General features: G+C 51.9%; 4 protein-coding genes. 1 reads left to right on the top strand and 3 read right to left on the bottom strand.

What is annotated here, in order from left to right:
- Nucleotides 1–45 precede the first annotated feature (45 nt).
- The 3 genes from RBB44_RS25345 to RBB44_RS25335 all read right to left on the bottom strand — a co-directional run bounded on the left by RBB44_RS25345 (nucleotide 46) and on the right by RBB44_RS25335 (nucleotide 2,911).
- On the bottom strand, nucleotides 46–1,029 hold the full coding sequence (locus RBB44_RS25345; protein WP_306156184.1) for a HAMP domain-containing protein: 984 nt from the start codon (nucleotides 1,027–1,029) through the stop codon (nucleotides 46–48).
- A 377-nt stretch (nucleotides 1,030–1,406) separates the two neighbouring features.
- Nucleotides 1,407–1,787 carry a response regulator gene (locus RBB44_RS25340; RefSeq protein WP_306150595.1) on the bottom strand — a complete coding sequence of 127 codons (381 nt, stop codon included), beginning with the start codon at nucleotides 1,785–1,787 and terminating at the stop codon, nucleotides 1,407–1,409.
- A gap of 11 nt (nucleotides 1,788–1,798) precedes the next feature.
- Complete coding sequence (locus RBB44_RS25335) at nucleotides 1,799–2,911, bottom strand: PAS domain-containing protein (RefSeq protein WP_306150596.1); 1,113 nt, start codon at nucleotides 2,909–2,911, stop codon at nucleotides 1,799–1,801.
- Between the two features lie 456 nt (nucleotides 2,912–3,367).
- Here RBB44_RS25335 and amt point away from each other — a divergent pair, with 456 nt between their 5' ends.
- A complete protein-coding gene (gene amt, locus RBB44_RS25330; RefSeq protein ID WP_306156183.1) occupies nucleotides 3,368–4,960 on the top strand; it encodes an ammonium transporter in 1,593 nt (530 codons plus the stop codon).
- The last annotated feature ends 36 nt before the right edge of the window (nucleotides 4,961–4,996 follow it).

Below are 4,996 nucleotides of genomic sequence, written 5' to 3'. Positions count from 1 at the left end.
CTGATCAGTGAAGATGAGCCAAAACCTCTCCCTTAAGCAATCAGCTTATCCGGACCCATAGGCGCTGACGGGGAACAACATTTCTTCGGCCGCCGCCGCCGCACCCCGGCTGCTTTCTGCAGTTCTGTTGACGCTGTCGGACACATTCTCGGCTTGGGTCACGTTGTTTTTGGCAGCTTCCAGCATGCTTTCGGAGGCTGTGCCCATACCTTCTGATGCTTCGCGCATATTATTAAGAACATGTGTGACTGACTTCCCAAACATGGCCACCATTTGGTCCATCTCGTCTTGCCTTTTGCGCGCCTGAGCCCGGCCCTCCAGTTGGGCCGCTTCAAGCGCGCGCCGTTCACGTCCCGCCTTTTCGAACGTTGCAAGTGCTCGTGCAATGTCACCAACTTCGTCTTGACGTAGAAGGGTTGGAATTGTGACATCTGGATCTTCCCGGGCCAGCCGCCGCATAAGGCCCACCATATTACGCAAAGGCTTTGCAACGTTGTGATCAAGCAGCATGATCGCTGCGGATGCAAAAAGCAAAGCCACAACAAAAACGACCACAGCGGTGAAGGTCGCACTTGCTTTTTCACCAAGCAATGCAGTGGACTGCTCCTTTTCTATTGCGTGTGCCACTTCGGTCATTGCCTTGGCACTGTCCAAAAGGGCGCCTACACGTACATCGATGAGAGAGGCCACAGCCGCTCGTTCTTGCGCTACGATTTTGGACACTTCTTCCAGCATTGCCGCGGCGCTTTCGATGTCCGGGATTTGGTTGTGAGCCGCAGTGTTTGTGAGGGCTTGCCCGGCGGCGCTGAGATAGTTGCGTGCTCGGTCAAGTTCACCGACCTCAAAGCGGAACATATACCGGTTCATATGGTCTTTTGCCCTTAGTGTATGCAAAAGTCCCTGTTGAAGTGCGGTCCGCTCCTCTTCAGAATTTGATTTGGCAGTCCAGTCTTCTAACCGGCTTGAGATTTGGTCTGTGAGTGCTGGAAGCTCGGTTTCGACCACATCGTTCCTGCGTTGCCGGTACACGGCGAAGTCTTTGAATTCCGTCAGCACTGGTTGGAGTTGTGATTGGGCCTCTCTTGCCGCTTTGGCAAACCGGCCCGAGCTCCCTGATGCAACTTCGCTAACAACGTCTGATAGACGCGTGAATTCTTCGAGAGTTTTTTCGTAACGAGCTACAGTGTTGCGAGCAACATACTCCTTTGCAAGTCCCACGAAGGTCTGAATTTCCGCCTTAATTGCAGTTGCTTTCTCGGCCTGTTGCGCAGCCGATTGATATCTAGTGAACGCGTTTGTGATCCTGTCAAGCGAGTACAGAGTTTTGCCACCCAAGGCCACGACAGCACAAAGGACTAAAAGCATCCCAAGTGTTATTTTCCAACGAATCTTCATGTTCTGAAAACTCATGCCGCATCCTTTCCGAGCAAGGCCTGAACGACATTGCACAATTCTATTGTGTCAAAGGGTTTTTCCAGCACTGCATCGGCGTTCTGCTGGGCAATGGTCAGTGCATCCTGACTGGATACGAAAGTACCTCCGCCGGACATGGCGAGGATGCGTGGCGTTTTGCCTGGAGCGGCCCGCAGTTGATCGATCAGATCGACACCATCCATCTCTGGCATTAACATGTCCGTGATCACAAGGTCGATATGGTTGTCTTTTGCGAGCTCCAGTGCTTCGACACCATTGTTTGCTTCCAGCACTGTGAAGCTGAGGCGCTTTAGGCCCGCAGATATTGATTTTCGAACACCTAGAATGTCGTCAACAACTAAAATGCAGGCCATAGTTCAAGGTCTCACGCGATGTTAATTTCTTGGGTTAAGTGCACCGGCTCAGAAGCGGCGAGCGGCAAATTGATTGTGAAGCAGGCTCCGGAGTCTCGCCTGTTAACAAGGGAAATCGTTCCGTCCATGGATGTGACGTAGGAATACGCGAGTGCGAGCCCCAATCCCGTGCCCTGCCCGATTGGCTTGCCGGTGAAGAATGGTTCGAAAACCTTGTGCCGCAACCTATTGTCTACACCAGGGCCGGTATCAGCCACGGATATGGTAACGGCGGTATTCGAAAAACTCGCGGTAAGCTGAAGTGTCCCGCCCTCAGGCATAGCTTCGAAAGCATTTTCACCGATTGCAATGAGGCTGTGTTGCAAACTTTGACTATCGCCGTGAACGAACCCACTAGTTGTGGATGGCCAATCAAGAACTAACTCTACCTTATTGTTGCGGATTGATTTTAGATGTTCCGCCGCTTTGCGAATTGCATCCAATGGGTCAAATAAGCCGCGCACCTCGTCGGTATGCCTGCGACCGTAGTTTAGAAGTTTGCGTAACAATTGGCGTGCTGACTTACCATGTTGTTCTATCAGGCCAAGCCACTCGCGTTCCTCTTCAGCATGGACAGGCAGCGCAGGGGCAATCAGCGAAGGCAACGAAACGATGGGTTGCAGCAAGCTGTTGACCTCATGTGCAGTCCCACTAGAGAAACGTCCAAGCGCTTCCATTTTGGCAGCGTGAAAACGATCTTCGTCGGCCTTTTTGCGTTCAGTCACATCAACTTGGAAACCGACTATTGCTGTGAGATGGTCTGCATCATCGCGAATTGGCGTAAGAGATAGAGCATTCCAAAATTCAGAACCATCACGGCGGTAGTTCAGAATTTCAACGTCAAGCGCCTCTCCGCGATCCAGAGATTGCCTTATCTGAGCAATGGTATTTTGGGACGTGTTTGGGCCTTGCAAAAATCGGCAGCTGCGACCGACAACTTCCTCTGCGGTATATCCTGTGGTGTCACAAAACGCGCGGTTGACATATTTCAGAGGGCGCTCAGGATGAGTTGCGTCAGCGATCGTTATATTGACTTGAGCAGCGTCCAGCGCCCGTATCCATATATTTGCAGCCTCATTGAGCATACGTATTTTCCCGAATTAATTGCCTTACGTTGCGGCAAATAGGTGAAAACTCGGTTAAGCAACACGACAGTTTGATCGGGAAATTCACGAGTTAACAGCGGCCCAACAGCAGTTGGCCGATCTTGAATTTTCTCCTTCGGTAAATTGTCCCCGGATCCGGCAACTCCTCCAAGAGTATACTTAAGCAACAAGGTGGGGCATCAATCGCGCCAATTCGAAAACAAAGGTGTATGAGTTGGAAACCGACTTTAGAGGAATCTGTCATCCAACAGACAACGCTGTACAACCAGTTGAGAACAAACAAACCTGTGTTGTATCTTTAGATTGCGTGACGCTTAAAATTTAATCAGCCGTAAAGCCATTCTTTGCATTTTACGACGAAATTAGGAACCTCCTGTTTACCAAATGATCCAAAACTTCCGTTGCTTTTGTTTGCGATTTGGGGGCGATCGAGCAATGCGATCAATAAGTCTGGCTGTGGGAAGTTTGACAGCACTGTTTCTTGGAACATCTAGTGTGTGGGCGCAATCGGGCCAGTTCGCGCTGCAGTGCAACCTTGATCATGTCTGGACCATGATCGCCGCCGGACTGGTGTTTTTCATGCAAGCTGGTTTCTTGTTCCTTGAAAGTGGCTTGGTGCGATCGAAAAACTCCATCAACGTCGCCCAGAAGAACATTACCGACTTTATCTTTTCCACGATGATGTTTGGTGCGGTCGGCTACATGTTGATGTTTGGTACCAGCTGGCACGGACTTTTCGGTTGGGACCCAAGCTTAATGATGTTCGACAGTCTCGATGACTGGGGCTTGACCTTTTTCGTATTTCAGCTGGTTTTTTGCGGAACTGCCGCGACCATCATTTCCGGCGCGACCGCCGAACGTGTCAAACTGGAAGGCTATATGATCTTGGCAGCAACCACGGGCCTTCTGATTTATCCGATTGCCGGGCATTGGGCTTGGGGCAGTCTGCTGATCAGCGATAATGAGCCGTGGCTTGCCTCGATGGGCTTCATGGATTTCGCCGGCTCGACGGTGGTTCATTCCGTAGGGGCATGGATCTCCTTGGCTGCCATCATCATCATCGGACCCCGTATTGGCCGGTTTGAGAATGGTGAGGTGCGGGAGATCAATGGCCATAGTGCCGTCCTTGCGACGGTTGGCTGTATTATTTTGTGGGTTGGCTGGATTGGGTTCAATGGCGGTTCAACGACAGCCGGGACATCAACCTTCGCCCAAATCATTGCAAATACAATGGTTGCAGGGGCAATTGGTGGAATGGTCCAGATGATCCTTGGTCGGATCCACAGTGGCTTTTATCGACCTGACTACTCCATTAACGGGGTGCTGGCAGGTCTGGTTTCAATCACAGCCGGGTGTGACGCCGTGACCGTCTGGTCCGCTCTTATGATTGGTGCAACCGGTTCCGGAATTGCCTTTTACGGTCAGCGTGTGATGGAGAACACCTTCAAGCTGGATGATGCAATCGGTGCGATACCGGTGCATGGGATCGCGGGTTTTTGGGGGACGATAGCGGTCGCCTTCCTTGCCCGGCCTGAATATCTGCTTGCGGGCAGCCGAATGGAGCAGGTTTTCGTGCAATTCATCGGTGCGGCAGCGATTTTTGCCTGGGCGTTCGGTGTCGCGTTCGCGGTCATCTGGTCCGTCAACAAGGTTTGGTCAGGCTTTCCTGGCGGTGGCTTCCGGGTTTCCGAAGAGGATGAAGTTGTTGGGCTGAATGCAGCTGAACATGGGGCCACACTTGGAACCGGTGTTTTGCAAGGGGCGCTTAAAGAACTGGCCTATAGCCGCGTCAACCTTTCCGCTCGGGTCGATGTGGAGCACGGCGACGAAGCTGGTGAATTGGCCTTTTTGTTCAATCGCGTGATGACTCGACTGCAGAAGATGGACGATGCGCGGCGTGCACGGCGACTTCATGTCGAACGGGCTCGGCGCACTCTCGACAGGATCGTCACGAAGCTCTCAGGCGAGATGAAGGACATGATGGAGTCCTGTCCGTCGTCAGGGTATTTGGAACAGATAGCCGTGTGATTTAACGGAGAGATTGGCTCATCGTGTTGGTTGATT

Source organism: Roseibium sp. MMSF_3247 (assembly GCF_030733765.1).
Taxonomy (GTDB): domain Bacteria; phylum Pseudomonadota; class Alphaproteobacteria; order Rhizobiales; family Stappiaceae; genus Roseibium.
The sequence above is the reverse complement of the archived record's forward strand: the minus strand, read 5'-3'. Positions and strand labels throughout refer to the sequence as shown.

Coding starts and splice junctions, on each gene's coding strand:
- RBB44_RS25340 (WP_306150595.1), bottom strand. CDS start 1,787: ATGGCCTGCATTTTAGTTGTTGACGACATTCTAGGTGTTCGAAAATCA.
- RBB44_RS25335 (WP_306150596.1), bottom strand. CDS start 2,911: ATGCTCAATGAGGCTGCAAATATATGGATACGGGCGCTGGACGCTGCT.
- amt (WP_306156183.1), top strand. CDS start 3,368: ATGCGATCAATAAGTCTGGCTGTGGGAAGTTTGACAGCACTGTTTCTT.